Consider the following 16,987-nt stretch of genomic DNA (forward strand, 5'->3'; position numbering starts at 1 on the left):
CCGTACGCAGCTGTGCGATACGTACGGTGACGCTGCGGAGTGTGACGGTACATCCCGCCCCCGTGTCAAACGGGGAAAGCCCGCAACGGCCACTCGAACGGTAACCCGACTACCGCTGTTCTTGCCGCCCGGAGCGACGACCTGCCGTTTTCGGCCACCCTGCGGAGGGTGACCCCTCGCTCACTGAGGAGACGTCACGATCCACGGGGAGACGGCGCCCCGGCTGGGCACTTTCATGATCCGAGGCCCCTCCGCGGGGAGCGGCGCACGGCGTGTTCTCTCAGATCCGTGTGAAGCACCACACCCCGAGGAACAGGGCACCGGATCCGGCCAGGGCCGCCAGCGCCGCCGACGCGACCGGGTGCACACCGTGGGCGACGGGGGCACCGTGCCGCACCCTGCTTCCGGTCCAGGCCAGCAGCCCCGCCCCGAACAGTCCGAACACCGTGCCAGCGAAGATCGCCGGTCCGCTCTCCATCGGTCGCCCCTCTGCGCCGTCGAGTGCCTCGTTGGCCTCGGGTGCCTCGGGCGCCTCGGGGACCGAGCGGGTCCCCGGGTGCCGTCGGCCGCCCCGGCGCCCCGGCGGTACCGGTCGTCCCGGCCGCCCCGGCGCCTCGGAGTGCGAGGCTGGCACGGCGGGGAAGCCGGGGGGCGAACCCCGGGTGAACGGGCGCGGACGCTCGTACGGAAATGAACGGCCGCGCCCCTTTCGGCCCGGGAACCTACGGCGTGGCCGGCTCCAGGAAGCCCTGCTCGACCAGGAGCCGGATCTGGGCCGGCGTGCTGTCCCGCAGCACCACGGGGTCCTCGCCGAGCAGCTGCGCGATGGCGTCGATGATCCGCCCGGCGCTCAGCGACCCGTCGCACACGCCGGCGAACCCTGCGCCCACGGTGTCGACCTTGGTCGCGCGCCGCATCCCGCGGTGCTGGCGCAGCACGACGTGCTCGGGGTCCTCGGCCCCGGGCAGGCCGACCTGTTCCTGGACGATCTCGCCGGCGAGCGTGAAGTGCCCGGCGAGCAGGGCCGCGTCGTCGTGCGCACGCAGATAGTCCTGGCGCCGGAAGTGTGCGCGCACGGTGTCGCCGAGCGGCTGCTCCACGGGATGCGGCCACTCCTCGACGGTGATCGACGCGGGGGTCGCCGACGCCTCGGCCCCGGCGCGCTTGCGGAGGGTGATCCAGCCGAACCCGACGGCCTTGGTCTTGCGGGCCTCGAACTCGTCCAGCCATGCGTCGTAGCGGGCCGCGTATTCGGCCGGATCCGTACGGTGGTCCCCGGCATCGCGCAGCCACAGCTCGGCGTACTGCGTGACGTCCTGCACCTCGCGCTGCACGATCCACGCGTCACAGCCCCGCGGCACCCAGGAGCGGAGCCGGTCCGTCCAGTCCTCGCCCTCGACGTGCTGCCAGTTGGCGAGGAAGTGTGCGTACCCCCCTTCGTTCAGCCTGTCCCCCGCCTGCTGAACGAGCGAGCGGCACAGATCGTCCCCGCCCATGCCCCCGTCCCGGTAGGTGAGCCGGGCGCCGGGGGAGATCACGAAGGGCGGATTGGAGACGATCAGGTCGTACGTGTCGTCGCCGACCGGTTCGTAGAGCGAGCCCTCGCGCAGCTCGGCCTCGGGGGCACCGGACAGGGCGAGCGTCAGCCGGGTGACGTGCAGCGCACGGGGGTTGAGGTCGGTCGCGGTGACCCGGGTGGCGTGCCGCGAGGCGTGCAGCGCCTGGATGCCGGATCCGGTGCCGAGGTCGAGCGCCGAGGTGGCCGGGGTCCGCACGGTGATGCCCGCGAGCGTCGTGGAGGCACCGCCGACACCGAGGACGACGCCCTCCTCGCGTCGGCCGATGCCGCCCGCACCGCCGACGGCGCAGCCGAGGTCCGAGACGATGAACCAGTCCTCGCCGTCGGGTCCGCCATACGGGCGTACGTCCACGGTGGCTGCGACCTCGTCGCCGCCGGCCCGGGTCAGCCAGCCGCTCTCCAGGCACTCCTCGACGGGCAGAACGCCCTCCACCCGCGCGCGGAGCACGGGTTGCTGGAGCAGGAAGAGCCGCACCAGCGTCTCCAGCGGCCCGTCCTCGCGGGTCGCGCGCAGCGCGGGCACGGTCTCGCTGCGCGCCAGCGCGGCGTACGCCGGAGCACCCAGCAGCTCCAGCAGCCCGTCGGCCGTGAAGTCGACGGCCAGCAGGGCCTCCCGCAGCCGCGCGGCGGCATCGGGACGATCGGACGAGGGAAGCTTTGACAGGCTGGTAGCACTCACGAGCCCATTGTCACCGCAGACGGCCGTGCGTACGCCTCACGGTCCGCCACCGATCGTGTCGCCCCGGCCGGAGACGGACACTCCGCGCGCCACCGGCGCGGCGTTCCGTTCCACCGCCGGGGCGGGACTCCGGCGAATGCGCCGATCGGCGGTGCAGGGCACCAGGGCGCGACCGCCCGACGCCGACGGCGGGGACGTCAGGAGGAGGATCCGTCACCGGTGCCGGGAAGCCGCGGGCTCCCCGGCACCGGGCGCGGGCTCACCCGTTGGCCGCCCCCGACGAGGTGGACGCGCTCTTGCAGCTGCTCTGCTGCTGCATCGCCTTACCGACGTCACCCTCCTCGAGCTTCTTGAGCGCGTCGTTCCCGCTCTGCCCGAGCTTGTCGAGGTCACCGGCGATGCTCTTCAGACCGTCCGCGAACTTCGCCTGGTCCTTGGTGTCCAGTCCGTCGACCTGCTTCTTGAGGGCGGCGTACTTCTTGGAGATGCCGTCGAGCTCGTTGACGGCGTCCTGCTGCTTCTTCTTGCCGTCGGAGACGGGCGGCGCCCCGGCCTTGTTCACGGCGTCGCCGATCGCCTTGTACGCGGCGGACATGTCCTGGAAGGCCTTGGAGTCCGTCTTCTGGACGTCCGCGGGCTTGCTCTGGTCCGACGTCTCCTTCTGGATCGCGGCGTTGGCGTCCCCGATCTTCTTCGCCTGCGGCTGCACGGCGTCACAGACCGTCTTGGCCCAGGAGTTCAGCTTGTCGTTGCTGTTGTCGCTGCAGCCCGACAACGCCAGTACCAGTACCGCACCGCCGGACAGTGCGGCTGCAAGCTTCTTGTTCACCGGTTTGGTCCCTTCCATGGCTCTCGGCCCCGGAACATACACGCAGAGCGGGCGGCGATCCCAAGCCGAATATCCCTTGTGCACCCTATTGCAATGTTTTGACCCACGGGAGAGAAGGCTCACGGGAGCATCACAGGTCCGCCCCCGGACCGGCACGCGACGGGCGGGCGGCGCATCACAGCGCCGCCCGCCCGTCACACCGGCCCGACTCCGCGCCGGACCGAGGTCCGGACACGGCGTCAGGTCTACGAAACCACTGCCGGATCGGCCGACTTGGCCACCCGTTCCTCCGCACCCTCCTCGTCGCCGACGGCAATGCCGCGCCGCTTGGATACGTACACCGCACCGACGATGACGGCGAGCGCCAGCAGCGCGATCACCACCCGCACCGCAAGGCTGGCGTCGTGCCCGTAGCTGAACTTGACGACAGCGGGCGCGATGAGCAGCGCCACCAGGTTCATCACCTTCAGCAGCGGGTTGATCGCCGGGCCCGCGGTGTCCTTGAACGGGTCGCCCACGGTGTCACCGATGACCGTCGCGGCGTGGGCCTCACTGCCCTTGCCACCGTGGTGGCCGTCCTCGACGAGCTTCTTGGCGTTGTCCCACGCACCACCGGAGTTGGCCAGGAAGACGGCCATCAGCGTTCCGGTGGCGATCGCACCCGCGAGGTAGGAGCCGAGCGCCCCGACCCCGAGCGTGAACCCGATCGCGATGGGCGCCAGGACGGCGAGCAGGCCGGGCGTGGCGAGCTCGCGCAGCGCGTCCTTGGTGCAGATGTCGACGACGCGCCCGTACTCGGGCTTCTCGGTGTAGTCCATGATCCCGGGCTTCTCGCGGAACTGCCGCCGGACCTCGTAGACCACCGCCCCGGCCGAACGCGACACCGCGTTGATCGCGAGCCCGGAGAAGAGGAACACGACCGCCGCACCGGCGATCATGCCGACCAGGTTGTTGGGCTGCGAGATGTCCATGACCAGGCTCAACGGACCGCCGTCGCCCACCTTCTCGCCCACGTCCTGCGCGGCCGACACGATCGCGTCGCGGTACGACCCGAACAGCGCCGACGCCGCGAGCACGGCCGTCGCGATCGCGATGCCCTTGGTGATCGCCTTGGTGGTGTTGCCGACCGCGTCCAGGTCGGTGAGCACCTGGGCGCCCGCCCCCTGGACGTCGCCGGACATCTCGGCGATGCCCTGCGCGTTGTCCGAGACCGGACCGAACGTGTCCATGGCGACGATCACGCCGACCGTGGTGAGCAGACCGGTACCGGCCAGCGCCACCGCGAACAGCGCGAGCATGATCGACGTACCGCCGAGCAGGAACGCCCCGTACACGCCGAGGCCGATCAACAGCGCGGTGTACACCGCCGATTCCAGACCGACGGAGATACCGGCGAGCACGACGGTCGCGGGACCGGTGAGCGAGGTCCTGCCGATGTCGCGGACCGGGCGTCGGGTGGTCTCGGTGAAGTAGCCGGTGAGCTGCTGGATCAGCGCGGCGAGCACGATGCCGATGGCGACGGCGACGAGGGCGAGCACCCGCGGGTCCCCGCCCTTCGTCCGGATCGCCGCGTCCGACACGCCCGCCAGGCCGGCGTACGTGGACGGCAGGTACATGAAGACCGCGACGGCCACCAGCGCGAGCGAGATGAACGCCGAGATGAAGAAGCCTCGGTTGATCGCGGACATGCCGCTGCGGTCGGTGCGGCGGGGGGCCACCGCGAAGATGCCGATCATCGCGGTGATCACGCCGATCGCCGGGACGATCAGCGGGAACGCGAGGCCGGAGTCACCGAACGCCACCTTGCCGAGGATGAGCGCGGCGACCAGCGTCACCGCGTACGACTCGAAGAGGTCGGCCGCCATACCGGCGCAGTCGCCGACGTTGTCGCCCACGTTGTCGGCGATGGTCGCGGCATTGCGCGGATCATCCTCCGGAATGCCCTGCTCGACCTTGCCGACCAGGTCGGCGCCGACGTCGGCGGCCTTGGTGAAGATGCCGCCGCCGACACGCATGAACATCGCGATCAGCGCGGCACCCAGACCGAAGCCCTCCAGGACTTTCGGCGCGTTGGCCGCGTACACCAGCACCACACAGGAGGCGCCCAGCAGACCGAGCCCCACTGTGAACATGCCGACGACGCCGCCCGTGCGGAAAGCGATCTTCATGGCTTTGTGCGAGACGGCGGTGAGATCCTTTTCCGGCTCACCTTCCGCCGGAGTTGCCTCGCGCGCGGCGGCCGCGACGCGGACATTGCTGCGTACGGCGAGGTGCATGCCGGCATAGCCGGTGGCCGCCGAGAACGCGGCTCCGATCAGGAAGAACACCGACCGGCCGATGCGCTGGTTCCAGTCGTCGGCGGGCAGCAGCATGAGCAGGAAGAACACCACCACGGCGAATACCGCGAGGGTGCGCAACTGCCGGGCCAGATAGGCGTTCGCGCCTTCCTGGACCGCTGCCGCGATCTTCTTCATGTTGTCGGTGCCCTCGCCCGCCGCGAGTACCTGGCGCACCAGGATCCCCGCGACGACCAGGGCTGCCACGGCGACAGCGCCGATGACCATCACGATCAGACGGTTGTGGTCCGTCAGTACTGCGGCTGCGAAGGTTGTGGGGTGGTCAAACTGATGAGGGGTAGAAAGCCCCGCCATTCGTCCTCCTTGACGCTTGGGCTGAGCTCAAGATGTGGACGGATTGTAGGGAGCTGAACCTGATCAAAACAGTGTGCCGCAAACGGAATTGGCCCGCACTTCCTCATCAGCAAATGATCGCCCCCCTGCGATTGCCCCTGAAAGGGGTAATGCCCCAAAAGCATTGACGCAGGATCAATGATCAACAAATGATCTGGGGAAATGATCGGAAAAGCAGAGAGTTCCTGTTCAGCAGCGTGGAACACGACCTCTGAGTTGCGCTTGTGACGAGAGTGTCCGGCGCCCTGGCGCGAGCCGGTCACCCGGCAGGACGGCCCGGGCCCGGAGGCGACGTCTGAGGACGGTGGCGCGAAGTGGTCGCCCCGGGAGGGCGAGGCGGAACAGTGCCGCGGGGGCGGCGGGCGCGGGTGGTTCGAGCGGGGCGGCGGGCGCGGCGCGGTTCGGGCGGGGCGGCGGGCGCGGGTGATTCGGGCGGGGCGGTCAGCGCGGCGTGGCAGGAGCGACCTGCCGGGGAGCGAGACGTGACGCCATCGAGACGGCCGGCGCGACGTGGGTGCCGCGAGGACGGCGGGCGCGACGTGATGGCGAGCGCGACGTGATGGCGAGCGCGACGGTCGGCGCGGCGTGCCGCTGGCGCGGGGTGCCGCCACCCGGACGGTCGGCGCGGCGTGTCCGCCGGGTCCGCGGGTGTGCTGTCGCCCGGCAGGGCAGGGGGCGGGAAGCAGGACAGGGGGCGGGAAGGGGTCCCATCGGGGCGACGGACGTGCGGTGGGCCGACTGCGGGACGGGCGTGAGGCGGCCCGGCGACGGAGCGAAGGCGGCCCGGTGACGGAGGCAAGCGTGAAGCGGCCCGGTCACGAGGCGAGCGTGGAGCGAACCGGCCGGCAAGGGGGCGTGAGAAGGCAGCGCGGGAAACGGCCCGGCCGGGAAACGGCGCGGAAAGCGGCGCGGCCAGGGGCAGCACGGGAAGGGCAGCCCGGCCGGGGAGCGGCGTGAAGCGTTCCGCCGGGGACGGGCCTGCGCGGAACGGGGCCGCCGGCCGGGACAGCGGTCCAGGCCGGAGGCGACCCGCTCAGGGCAGCAGCGTCGCGGGGGCCGTCGGCCAGGTCATCCGGATCAGGCCGCCGCCCTCGTCGGAGCTGACCTGAACGTCGTCGACGAGACCACTGATGACGGCGAGGCCCATCTCGTCCTCTTCCTCGGCCTCCGCATCGCCCTCGGCACCCCGGCCGGCGGGCACGGCGTGCGGCGCCTCGTCGCCGACCTCGATGGAGAACTGCTTCTCCTCCTCGATCAGCATCACCCGGACGGGTGCGGCAATCGCGTTGCTCTGATGCAGCCCGACGGCGCGCGTGCACGCTTCGCCCACGGCGAGGCGCACCTCGTCCAGGACGGCCTCGTCCACCCCGGCCCTGCGCGCCACCGCCGCCGCCACCAACCGGGCGGTGCGGACGTGCTCGGGCAGCGCGCTGAAGCGGAGCTCAACGGTGGCCATGCATCCCCCTCGGATGTACGGGCGTGCTCTCAGGGGGCCGGGCCAAGGCCCGGCCCCCCACGTATCTCACCCCGGGGCCGGCCCCGGGGAACCGGCACTCAGTCGGTGGCCGCGACGGCTTCCTCGACCGAGGTGTGGATGGGGAACACCTTGGTCAGGCCGGTGATACGGAAGATCTTGAGAATGCGCTCCTGGTTGCAGACCAGGCGCAGCGAGCCCTCGTGGGCACGCACCCGCTTCAGGCCGCCGACAAGCACGCCGAGCCCGGTGGAGTCGAGGAAGTCGACGCCCTCCATGTCGACGACAAGATGGAAATTGCCGTCGTTCACCAGCTCGACCAGCTGCTCGCGCAGCTTGGGCGCGGTGTAAACATCGATTTCGCCACCGACCTCGACGACCGTACGATCGCCGACGGTACGGGTCGACAGGGACAGGTCCACGGATCCTCCAGCACCTTGCTATCGAGCGGTCGCCCCATGGGACACCTCGGCTTTAGCCCCCGGGATGGATCGCCAGCCGCGATGGCATTCAATCACTTACCGGCAGGCGTGCACGACGCCTTGAGCCCATTGTCCGTCACGCCGGTGACACACTCGGTGCCGATGGCCAAGAATCACCGATCCGATCGACCCCCGGCGGACACCGCTGCGCGCGTGTCCCCACAGACGGTCCTGGACCGGCTCGCCCCGGGTCCGAGCCGGGCTTCGCGCATCACTCATACGGAGCACTTGCCCCCGCGACCGGGCCGCCATGCCGTCTGGCCGGATCGCATCCGCCCGGAAGTGATCGCGGCCGTCCAACAGGCGGGGATCCAACACCCCTGGGCCCATCAGGCTCTCGCTGCCGAACATGCGCTCGACGGCGATTCGGTCGTCGTCGCGACGGGCACCGCCTCGGGCAAGTCGCTCGCCTATCTCGTCCCGGTGCTCAGCACACTGCTCGACGGCGCCGAGGCCCCGAACGGCCGCGGCGCGACCGCCCTGTACCTCGCACCGACCAAGGCCCTCGCCGCCGACCAGTGCCGTGCGGTGAAGGACCTGGCCCGGCCCCTGGGCAACGCCGTGCGACCGGCCGTGTACGACGGTGACACCCCCGTCGAGGAGCGCGAGTGGGTCCGCCAGTACGCCACGTACGTCCTCACCAACCCCGACATGCTCCACCGCGGGATACTTCCCTCCCACCCCCGCTGGTCCTCCTTCCTGCGCTCCCTGCGCTATGTCGTCATCGACGAGTGCCACACCTACCGGGGTGTCTTCGGCTCCCACGTCGCCCAGGTACTGCGCCGTCTGCGCCGCCTCTGCGCCCGCTACGGCTCCTCGCCCGTCTTCCTGCTCGCCTCCGCGACCGCCGCCGAACCCTCGCTGGCCGCCGGCCGGCTGACCGGACTGCCGGTGGTCGAGGTCGCCGACGACGCCTCGCCCCGCGGCGAACTCGTCTTCGCCCTGTGGGAACCGCCCCTGACCGAGCTGCACGGCGAACGGGGCGCCCCGGTGCGGCGCACCGCCACCGCGGAGACTGCCGAGCTGCTGACCGATCTGGTCGTCCAGGGCGTCCGCACGGTCGCCTTCGTGCGCTCCCGCCGCGGCTCCGAGCTGATCTCGGTGATCGCCCAGGAACGGCTCGCCGAAGTCGACCGCTCCCTGGCCCGCCGCGTCGCCGCCTACCGCGGCGGTTATCTCCCCGAGGAGCGCCGCGCCCTGGAGCGCGCCCTGCACTCCGGCGAACTTCTCGGTCTCGCCGCCACCACCGCCCTGGAGCTCGGTGTCGACGTCTCCGGCCTGGACGCCGTCGTCATCGCCGGCTACCCGGGCACCCGGGCCTCGCTGTGGCAGCAGGCCGGGCGTGCCGGACGCTCCGGGGAGGGCGCGCTCGCGGTGCTGGTGGCCCGCGACGACCCGCTGGACACATACCTCGTCCACCACCCGGACGCGCTCTTCCGCCGACCGGTCGAATCCACCGTCCTCGACCCCGACAACCCGTACGTCCTCGCCCCGCACCTGTGCGCCGCCGCCGCCGAGCTGCCCCTCACGGACGAGGATCTGCCCCTCTTCGGCCCCGCCGCCGCCGAGCTGCTGCCGCAGCTGGAGGCCGCAAAGCTGCTGCGCCGCCGCACCAAGGCATGGCACTGGACACGCCGGGAGCGGGCCGCCGACCTCACCGACATCCGCGGCGAGGGCGGCAGACCGGTGCAGATCGTCGAGGCGGCGACCGGGCGGCTGCTCGGCACCGTCGACGCGTCCGCGGCGCACACCGCCGTCCACGACGGAGCGGTCCACCTCCACCAGGGCCGTACGTACCTGGTGAAGCACCTGGACCTGGAGGACTCGGTCGCCCTCGTCGAGGAGGCCGCCCCGCCGTACTCGACGGTCGCCCGCGACACCACGTCCATCTCCGTCCTGGAGACGGACGTGGAAGTCCCCTGGGGCGACGGCCGGCTCTGCTACGGCTCCGTCGAAGTCACCAACCAGGTCGTCTCCTTCCTGCGCCGCAAACTCATCACGGGCGAGGTGCTGGGCGAGACGAAGCTCGACCTGCCTCCTCGTACCCTCCGCACGCGTGCCGTGTGGTGGACGGTCACCGAGGACCAACTCGACGCCGCCCGCGTCGGCCCCGAGCAGCTGGGCGGCGCCCTGCACGCGGCCGAGCACGCATCCATCGGCATGCTGCCGCTGTTCGCCACCTGCGACCGCTGGGACATCGGCGGTGTGTCGGTCCCGCTGCACCCCGACACCCTGCTGCCGACCGTCTTCGTCTACGACGGCCATCCCGGCGGCGCCGGCTTCGCCGAACGCGCCTTCCACACCGCCCGGGCCTGGCTCACGGCCACGCGGGAGGCCATCGCCTCCTGCGAGTGCGAGGCCGGCTGCCCCTCCTGCATCCAGTCGCCCAAGTGCGGCAATGGCAACGATCCGCTGCACAAGCAGGGGGCGGTGCGGCTGCTCGGGGTGCTGCTGCGGGGGGCGCCTGCGCAGTGACCCCGGGCCACGTGGCTCCGGCGTGCGCGGCCCCGGGCGGCCTACGTGCCCCCGGCCGGCGCAGCCATCCACCCCGGCCGTTGCGAACGTCGGCCGACGCGGACCCGTCCGGAGCGGAGGCCCCGGAGACCCGTCGGACTCCAGTCCCGCGGGACCGATGGAACCGGCGGATCCGACGAAGCTGGAGGAACCCGCGGGACCGACAGGACCGGCAGAACCAGCGGGACCGGCGGGACCGGCGCGGGACCGGACCTCGGCAGTCAGGAGACCGACACCCGCCGATGCCGTGACGTCGGAGATCTCGCCCTCGACCGCGCACCGCACGAGCCTGGCGCCCTGTGCGCGGGCCACCCGGGCGGCCCGGGCGCATGCCTGCTCGCTCCCCTCCGTCCAGTGGTCCGCCGCCGCCAGCGCCGCGAGGTCCGCCGCTCCGCCCGCCCGGTGCCGGGCCACGACGGCCTGAGCCATCGTGAGCACCGCCCCGAAAACCAGACAGAGCGCGGCCAACACCACGACCACCCACACGGTGGCCGATCCCCGGTCGGCCCCGCCGAGCGCTCCCGGCCCGGGGGCTCCGCGTACGGGGACTCCGTGTACGGGGGCTCCGCGTACGGGTATGCCGCGGGCGGGTGCTCCGCTGACGCGCGGCACCCCGGAGACGCGTGGTGCCCCGGAGACGCGTACCCGGCAGACGGGCCGCGCATCGGAGACGGTCGGCGTTCCACCAAGGGAGGCTCCGCGGGCGCGCAACCCCCGCCGGGACGTCGGGACCGCCCGGCCCGAGCGGCACTTGCGGTCGGTGGCCGTCACATCGCCTCCCCCACGGTCTCCTCCGCCAGTGCCACCGCTTCGTGCCCAAGCCTCAGCGACAGAGGCCCCGGCCCCGGGGCCTCCGCCCGCACCGTGACCCGGACCAGGTCCCCCTCACGTCGCACCGCAACCTCGGCGCCGCGCGGAGCCGCCTGCCGCGCCGCCGCGACGACGGCGGACTCCGGGTCCTGCCGGGCCGCGGCGCGTGCCCCGGCCCTGGCGGCGTCCACGCACTGGATCTGCCCGGCCGCCGCGAGCAGCGCCCAGACCAGACCCATCGCGAACACCACCAGCACCGGCAGCACCACCGCCGTCTCGGCCGTCGCGAAGCCACGGTCCCGGCTGCGCCGCGCGCCCCGCACGCCCCGGGCGATGGGTTCAGAATCGGACATCGAGCGCCTTCTCGACGATGCCCTGGAGCGCCGCCCTGACCTGCGCGCTCGTCAGCACCTTGTAGAGCAGCCCGGCGAAGCCGACCGCCGCGATCAGTCCCATGGCGTACTCGGAGGTCACCATCCCGGCGTCCCTCCCCCGCGTACGCGCCTTACCGACCAGGGCGCACACCCGTGCCCATGCCCTCCACACCCCTGCGTTCATCTCAACCCCCGTGACCTTTCCGGCCCTACGGCCGTCGTATCCGCTTCTCGTGTTCCGTGTTCCGTGTTCCGTGTTCCGTGTTCCGTGTTCGGTGTCGCGTGTTCGGCATTCCGGTTTTCTGCGCGCCGGACCCGTGGCCGGGCGCGTCCTCGTCACCCACCACCCCCGTTCAGGAGCCCGCCCGCCAGCCCGATCAGCACCGGGACCACACCGACCGTCAGAAACGCGGGCAGGAAGCACAGCCCCACCGGAGCCGTGATCAGCACGCCCGCCCGGCGCGCTCTCGCCGTCGCCTCGCGCCCCCATGCGGAGCGCGCCTCCGCGGCCAGCCGCGCGACGGCGGCCGCGGCAGGGGCGCCGGAGTCACCGGCCCGCTCCAACAGCCTCGCCAGGCCTCCCGCGCCCGGCAGGGAGGCCAGCCTGCGCCACGCCTCCGCCGGTTCGGCCCCGAGCCGGACCTCGGCGGCGCCCTGGGCGAGCCGGGCGCCCACGGGCCCGTCCAGTGAGTCGCCGACCGCACGTGCGGCCGTCACCGGGTCGGCTCCGGCCGCAATGCATGCGGCCAGAAGATCGGCGGCCAGCGGAAGTTCGCGTGCCGCACGCGCCGCGTCGAACTCCTCGACGGGTACGGGCCGGTGCTGCCGGCGCCAGGCGCCGTACCCTGCGGCCAGCCCCACGAGGCATCCGGCGGCCCCGCCCACCAGGACGTATCCGGCGACGGCCACACCCACCACCGGCAGCCACCGCCGAACCGCCCCTGCCATCGCGTTCCCTCGGCTCGGACCGCCCGGCTCTCTTGTCCGCCGAGCCGCTGGTCGCCGCCCCTTGATCCGCTCGGCTCGGACAGGTCGGACGGACCCGCCCAGCACCGCATGCGTACGCCGCCGTATCCGTCGCTCGGCCCGCACCGCGTATGCCGTGCACACCAGCCACAGCAGCGCCGGCAGGCTCCACACGGCCGCCCCCAGCCTGTGGACGACATCCCCGCTCATCCGTCTCCGCCCTCCGGCTCTCCGTTGTGCACTCTCGACCCGCTCCGGCGCCCCGTAGGGGCGTCCCGGGCGCCTTCCCGGCCCGCTCCGTCGCCCACCGGCGTCCCCGGCTCCCTTTCAGCCCGCTCCACCGCCCGCACGAGCCCCCCGGCCCTTCTCGGCCCGCTCCAGCGCTCCCGGGCACCCGAGGGCACCCCGGGACTCCCGGGCTCCCCACACCCCCACACCGCCCCGCTCAGCGGCATTCCCGGCGCCTCCTCCGGCCGGTCCTCACCCACCGCCCTCGCCCTCCCCTCCCCGCACGATCCGCAGCGCCCACCACAGGCCCGCGCCCTCCAGCAGGCCGCCCGTCAGCAGACAGACCAGGCCGGGTGCCGTGTGCAGGAGGACCCGGAGCGGGGCGGCGCCGAGGGCGGTGCCCAGGAGAAGCCCCAGAGCCGGGAGCCCGGCGAGCAGGACCGCCGTGGAGCGTGCGCCGGACAACTGGGCGCGCAGATCGGCGCGTTGGTCCCGCTCGGCGCGCAGGGCACCCTCCAGGCGGTCCAGGCCGTCGGCGAGCCCGGCGCCACGGTCCACGGCGACCCGCCAGCAGGCCGCGAGCCCCAGGAGCCCTTCCGCACCCGGCTCCCGCGCCGCCTGCGCCAGGGAGCCCGGGACGTCCCCGCCGAACCGGGCGGCCGCCAGGACCGCGGGCTGCGCCCCGCCGAGTCCGCCCGAGTCACGAGCCGCGACCAGCAGGGCCTGCCCCGGCTGGCGTCCCGCCCGCACCTCACCGGCGAGCGCCGCACACAGCGCGATCACGGCGTCGGCCCGTCGCCCGCGCGCCCGCCGCGCGGCCCCGGCCCGCAGAGCGCGCCGCGCGAGAGGGACCCCCACGGCCCCCAGCGCCAACGGCACCAGTGACTGCCCCAGCAGGGCGACGGCCGCTCCGGCCACGACGCACCACCACTCGGGCCGCATCCTGGCCCGTATCCGGGCGAGCGCCGACCGCCACGGGTGCCCTCGCCGTTTCGCCGCGGCGCCGCCCGCGGCCTCGGCGGACGGTGCCGCCGAGGCACTCGTCCCGGCGAGCAGCAGCCGTGCCCGTCGCGCCCCGTGGTCGCCGCCGCCCATGAGCCATGCCGCGGCACCCGCGCACACCAGCGCCGCGCAGAGGGGTGCCGCACCCAGCGCCATGGTCCCGTCGGCCTCGCCCTGCCCTGCCGCCTGCGTCGCCGTCCCGCTCGTCGTCACGAGGGCCGTGCCGATCCCGTCCGTCGGTGTGCCCGTCACGACGCCCCGCCTCCGAGCAGTCCGGCCAGTCGCTCCCAGCCCCGCTCGTAACCGAAGGACTCCGGCGCCCACCGCAGCGCCGGCACCGTCACCACCAGTCCCGACGCATCGCGCTCCAGGACGTGCACCTCCGCGATCCGGCGCCGTCCAGCGCGGTCCCGTACGAGATGGAGCACCACCGAGAGCGCGGCCGCCAACTGGCTGTGCAGGGCTGCCCGGTCGAGCCCCGCGGCCGTTCCGAGGGCCTCCAGCCGGGCCGGTACGTCCGCGGCGGCGTTGGCGTGGACGGTGCCGCAGCCGCCTTCGTGGCCGGTGTTGAGGGCGGCCAGGAGGTGGACGACCTCGGGGCCGCGGACCTCGCCGACAACCAGCCTGTCGGGGCGCATCCGCAGGGCCTGGCGCACCAGGTCCTGGAGGGTGACGAGCCCGGCGCCCTCCTGGTTGGCCGGCCGGGTCTCCAGCCGGACCACGTGCGGATGGTCCGGGCGCAGCTCCGCCGAGTCCTCGGCGAGCACGATCCGTTCGTCGTGGCCGACCTGGCCGAGCAGCGCGCTGAGCAGAGTCGTCTTCCCGAACATGGGACAGAGACACCACTACGGGTGCACACTCAGGGCATGAGTCCAACTCTCCGCGCCGCCATCGACGTTGCCGCAGGCAGCCGCTCCCGCGCAGTTGTCTACGTGCGCATCAGCCAGGACCGCAGCGGCGCGCATCTCGGCGTCGACCGGCAGCGTGAGGACTGCGAGGCCCTCGCGGAACGTAACGGCTGGCAGATCGTCGAGACCTACATCGACAACGACTTGTCCGCCTACAGCGGTAAGCCCCGGCCGGGTTACCGGCAGATGCTCACGGACCTTGAGCAAGGCACGGCCACGGTCGTCATCGCCTGGCACACCGACCGATTGCACCGCTCCCCCACCGAGCTGGAGGAGTACATCGACCTGTCCGAGCGCCGCGGTGTGAACACCCACACCTGCCAGGCCGGCCCGATCGACCTGTCCACCCCGTCCGGGCGCATGACCGCTCGCATCCTCGGCGCCGTCGCCCGCCACGAGTCGGAGCACAAGGGTGAGCGCGTCGCCCGCGCCCGCCAGCAGAAGGCCATGAATGGCGAATGGGGCGGCGGCATCCGCCCGTTCGGCTGGGGCCTGCCCACTGGCCAGACGCGGACCGCCGTCGACAAGAAGACCGGCCAGGAGACAGAAGAGTCGGTCCTCGACATGAACAAGCTGGTGCCCGAGGAGGCGGCGGCCATCGAGACCGGCGTCGACATGATCCTGTCGGGCTCCTCGCTCCGCAGCTGGGTGAAGTGGCTGGCAGACAAGGGGTACACCACGACCCGCGGGAATCCGGTCGGGCACGTCGAGGCACGCGACATGCTGCTGCGGCCGAGGAACGCCGGGATCGCCGTCTACAAGGGCGAGGAAATCGGCACCGGGCAGTGGGAGCCCATCATCGACGTGCCGCGATTCCGCGCCGTTGTGGCGATCCTGACGGACCCGTCGCGTCGAACACAGGCAGGCTCACAGCCAAAGTGGCTGGGGTCGCTGCTGTACCGGTGCGGCCGCGAGGACTGCACGTCGACCGTGTACGTCACCCAGTCCGGTGGCCGGCAGTACCCGAGCTACCGGTGCCAGACCGCGCACGGCGGCGGCAGGCGAGCCGAGAAGGTCGACGAGTACGTCCAGGACGTCGTCATCGAGCGGCTCTCGAGACCGGACGCCTCCGACCTCTTGCTGCCGGGCCCGGAGGACATCGACGTCTCCGCGCTGCAGCTGGAGAGCGAGCAGATCAGACGTCGCATGACTGACCTGGCCAGCCTATTCGGCGCGGGACAGATCTCCATGAGCCAGTTCACCGAGGGCACCGACACGGCCCGCGCCCAGTTGGAGAGCGTGACGAGGCAGCTGGCACGCGCCGCGACCCGGGATCCGCTCGTTGGTCTGGTCGGCGCGCCGGACGTGCGGAAGGCGTGGTTCGCGCTGGACCTGGAGCAGAAGCGGGCAGCGCTGCGCGCGCTCGTCGACGTCACGCTCAAGACGCCACGGCCTGGGCGCATGCCTGACGGCGGGTACTTCGACTACGACGCGATCGAGTTCGAGTGGAAGCGCGGGCGTCGCTAGCCTTCTCTGCCGGGTACCGGACCGCCGAGGCTCTCCAGCTCTATCTCGAGCTCGCGGCGCTGCTTCGGAGAAAAGCCCTCCCCGCTGTCGTGCAGCTCCCACTCGATCTCCAGCCGTCGCTCAATGGTGGGGTCGTAGCCCCCATACACAGGCGTACCGGCTGGCGGCAAGAACTTCTTACGGCGTGCGGAACCAACCCACCTTGCAGCAGTTGAGTGAGGCGCCTTGAACTGGCTTGCCACTTCACGCGTGGGTGGCAAGCCAGCCCGCTCCGCGACCGAGTAGACCCGGGCAACCTTCTGCAGAAACTCGTCAGTGATTCGCACTCGTTTCCGTCGTGGATTGGGCGTCCCACGGGCTGACGCGTAGGCCTCCGCTGCATGTGACTGCAACTGGTCTAGCCACTCGATGGCCGCCTTCGGCCGGTTGCCGTATGGATCCTTATCCCCGCCTGCGGGCCAGTCGGGGGCGTTTCGCATGTGATCGGCCTCGGGCCGGCCACCTTCGTCCATGAACTGAACCAGGTACTGGGTCATGTAGTGGACACCCAAAAGCTTCCACTTCTCAGGCTTAGCCACCCGGCGAACCTTCTCCATGACAGTACCGATGTCTTGCCAGGCCGACCGAGCCTCGGTCATCTCAAGCTCGCCCTCGTAGACCTGAAAGTTCAGGAACAAGACCGGAGCATCCCAGTCCCTATCCGGCGCTTCCGAGCCATCCTGCAGAGTCCGCCAAGCGGACTCTGGCGCGATGACCAGGTGAAAGAACTCGGGCAGCAAGACCGATCCCACGCGAAGGAGGCGTGGCAGTTCGGTCGGCTCATCCATGGCGAACCACGGGAAGGCAGCAAACCTCCAGCCGGGGGGTGGCTTAAGGGACTCATCCATGCCCCCATCCTGCCCACATCGGCAATGTTACGGCAAGAGTACGGACAGTGACTGGCATAGTCACAGGCAACCCACTCATTGCGTGAATGGCAAAGCAA

General features: G+C 72.0%; 13 protein-coding genes and 2 pseudogenes. 2 read left to right on the plus strand and 13 right to left on the minus strand.

The features are described 5' to 3' along the window. Positions 1-280: 280 nt before the first annotated feature. The 6 genes from ACWCP6_RS17830 to bldG form a co-directional block, all read right to left on the minus strand. Positions 281-478, minus strand: a complete 198-nt coding sequence (locus ACWCP6_RS17830) for a hypothetical protein (RefSeq protein ID WP_450933391.1) — start codon at positions 476-478, stop codon at positions 281-283. A gap of 244 nt (positions 479-722) precedes the next feature. Then, positions 723-2,258 (minus strand): DUF7059 domain-containing protein, encoded by a 1,536-nt coding sequence (locus ACWCP6_RS17835; RefSeq protein ID WP_450933392.1) that lies wholly within the window; start codon positions 2,256-2,258, stop codon positions 723-725. 259 nt (positions 2,259-2,517) lie between these two features. After that, complete coding sequence (locus tag ACWCP6_RS17840; RefSeq protein WP_450933393.1) at positions 2,518-3,105, minus strand: small secreted protein; 588 nt, start codon at positions 3,103-3,105, stop codon at positions 2,518-2,520. A 227-nt stretch (positions 3,106-3,332) separates the two neighbouring features. Next, the gene (locus ACWCP6_RS17845; protein ID WP_450933394.1) at positions 3,333-5,738 is read right to left on the minus strand and encodes a sodium-translocating pyrophosphatase; all 2,406 of its coding nucleotides are present in this window, start codon (positions 5,736-5,738) and stop codon (positions 3,333-3,335) included. A gap of 1,072 nt (positions 5,739-6,810) precedes the next feature. Beyond that, on the minus strand, positions 6,811-7,233 hold the full coding sequence (locus ACWCP6_RS17850; RefSeq protein WP_450933395.1) for an ATP-binding protein: 423 nt from the start codon (positions 7,231-7,233) through the stop codon (positions 6,811-6,813). A gap of 98 nt (positions 7,234-7,331) precedes the next feature. After that, on the minus strand, positions 7,332-7,673 hold the full coding sequence (bldG, locus tag ACWCP6_RS17855) for an anti-sigma factor antagonist BldG (protein ID WP_010986038.1): 342 nt from the start codon (positions 7,671-7,673) through the stop codon (positions 7,332-7,334). A gap of 81 nt (positions 7,674-7,754) precedes the next feature. On the opposite strand from bldG, the gene ACWCP6_RS17860 reads away from it, so the two are divergent. Continuing rightward, a complete protein-coding gene (locus ACWCP6_RS17860; protein ID WP_450933396.1) occupies positions 7,755-10,208 on the plus strand; it encodes a DEAD/DEAH box helicase in 2,454 nt (817 codons plus the stop codon). 291 nt (positions 10,209-10,499) lie between these two features. Here the strand turns inward: ACWCP6_RS17860 and ACWCP6_RS17865 are convergent. From ACWCP6_RS17865 to ACWCP6_RS17890, 6 genes and pseudogenes are all read right to left on the minus strand, one after another. Continuing rightward, a pseudogene (locus tag ACWCP6_RS17865) lies at positions 10,500-11,018 on the minus strand (Rv3654c family TadE-like protein); the annotation flags it as partial. Then, positions 11,015-11,410 (minus strand): TadE family type IV pilus minor pilin, encoded by a 396-nt coding sequence (locus tag ACWCP6_RS17870; protein ID WP_450933397.1) that lies wholly within the window; start codon positions 11,408-11,410, stop codon positions 11,015-11,017. The gene ACWCP6_RS17870 and the pseudogene ACWCP6_RS17865, both read right to left, overlap by 4 nt. After that, on the minus strand, positions 11,397-11,534 hold the full coding sequence (locus ACWCP6_RS17875) for a DUF4244 domain-containing protein (RefSeq protein ID WP_450933398.1): 138 nt from the start codon (positions 11,532-11,534) through the stop codon (positions 11,397-11,399). The genes ACWCP6_RS17870 and ACWCP6_RS17875 overlap by 14 nt, the downstream gene beginning before the upstream one ends. Positions 11,535-11,767: 233 nt before the next feature. Beyond that, the gene (locus ACWCP6_RS17880) at positions 11,768-12,379 is read right to left on the minus strand and encodes a type II secretion system F family protein (RefSeq protein WP_450933399.1); all 612 of its coding nucleotides are present in this window, start codon (positions 12,377-12,379) and stop codon (positions 11,768-11,770) included. A gap of 498 nt (positions 12,380-12,877) precedes the next feature. Beyond that, on the minus strand, positions 12,878-13,783 hold the full coding sequence (locus tag ACWCP6_RS17885) for a type II secretion system F family protein (RefSeq protein ID WP_450933505.1): 906 nt from the start codon (positions 13,781-13,783) through the stop codon (positions 12,878-12,880). 92 nt (positions 13,784-13,875) lie between these two features. Next, positions 13,876-14,451, minus strand: a pseudogene (locus ACWCP6_RS17890) (ATPase, T2SS/T4P/T4SS family); the annotation flags it as partial. 42 nt (positions 14,452-14,493) lie between these two features. Between ACWCP6_RS17890 and ACWCP6_RS17895 the strand changes: the two are divergent. Next, positions 14,494-16,002 carry a recombinase family protein gene (locus ACWCP6_RS17895; RefSeq protein ID WP_450933400.1) on the plus strand — a complete coding sequence of 503 codons (1,509 nt, stop codon included), beginning with the start codon at positions 14,494-14,496 and terminating at the stop codon, positions 16,000-16,002. On the opposite strand, the gene ACWCP6_RS17900 is transcribed toward ACWCP6_RS17895, so the two are convergent. Further along, entirely contained in the window at positions 15,999-16,889 is an 891-nt protein-coding gene (locus tag ACWCP6_RS17900; RefSeq protein ID WP_450933401.1) for a hypothetical protein, read from the minus strand. The genes ACWCP6_RS17895 and ACWCP6_RS17900 overlap by 4 nt on opposite strands. Positions 16,890-16,987: the final 98 nt, after the last annotated feature.

The organism is Streptomyces sp. NPDC002004 (assembly GCF_053593975.1).